Here is a 751-nt window from a genome sequence, read left to right on the forward strand (position 1 = left end):
CAGCAGCCGGAACTGGCGGCCATCGCCAAGACGATCCGCCATGAAGTCCATCGACCAAGTCACATTGGGCCCGTCTGGCACCGCCAGGACATCAGGCTTCTCCCGTTTCAGCCGCTTGCGAGGTTTGATCCGCAGGTTCAGTTCCAGCTCGCAGTAGATCCGGTAGACGCGTTTGTGGTTCCACGGGTGACCTTTGACGTTGCGCAGGTGTAAGAAGCACAGGCCAAATCCCCAGGTTTTGCGCGCATCTGTCAGCCCCGTTAGCAGATCGGCGATCACCTCGTTCTCATCCTTCAGCTTCGGGCTATAGCGATAACAGGTCTCACTCACCCCAAAAGCCCGACAGGCCAGCGCGATGCTGACGCCCCGTCGCGCCACCGCCGTCTCGGCCATCTCGCGGCGCTGGGATGGCCGATCTACTTTTTTCCAAGCGCTTCCTTCAGCAAGTCGTTCTGCATGCTCAGATCGGCATACATCCGCTTGAGCCGCCGGTTTTCCTCTTCGATAGCCTTCATCTGGCTGACCATCGACGCATCCATGCCGCCATACCTGGCCCGCCATTTATAGAAAGACGCATTGCTCATCCCATGCTCGCGGCACAGCTCAGAAACGGGCACGCCGTTCTCAGCCTGCCGCAGGATCGCGATAATCTGCGCCTCAGTGTATTTGCTTGTCTTCATTCCAAATCTCCTCGTTCATCTTGCCGAGAAAATTCCACTTTTACAGCCCCCTACTTTCGGGGGGGATTACC

The 751-nt window shown here is 57.8% G+C and carries 1 pseudogene; it reads right to left on the bottom strand.

Features of this window, described 5'->3' with window-relative positions:
- A pseudogene (locus tag AQS8620_RS16780) lies at positions 1-680 on the bottom strand (transposase); the annotation flags it as partial.
- Positions 681-751: the final 71 nt, after the last annotated feature.

Source organism: Aquimixticola soesokkakensis (assembly GCF_900172375.1).
Taxonomy (GTDB): Bacteria; Pseudomonadota; Alphaproteobacteria; order Rhodobacterales; family Rhodobacteraceae; genus Aquimixticola; species Aquimixticola soesokkakensis.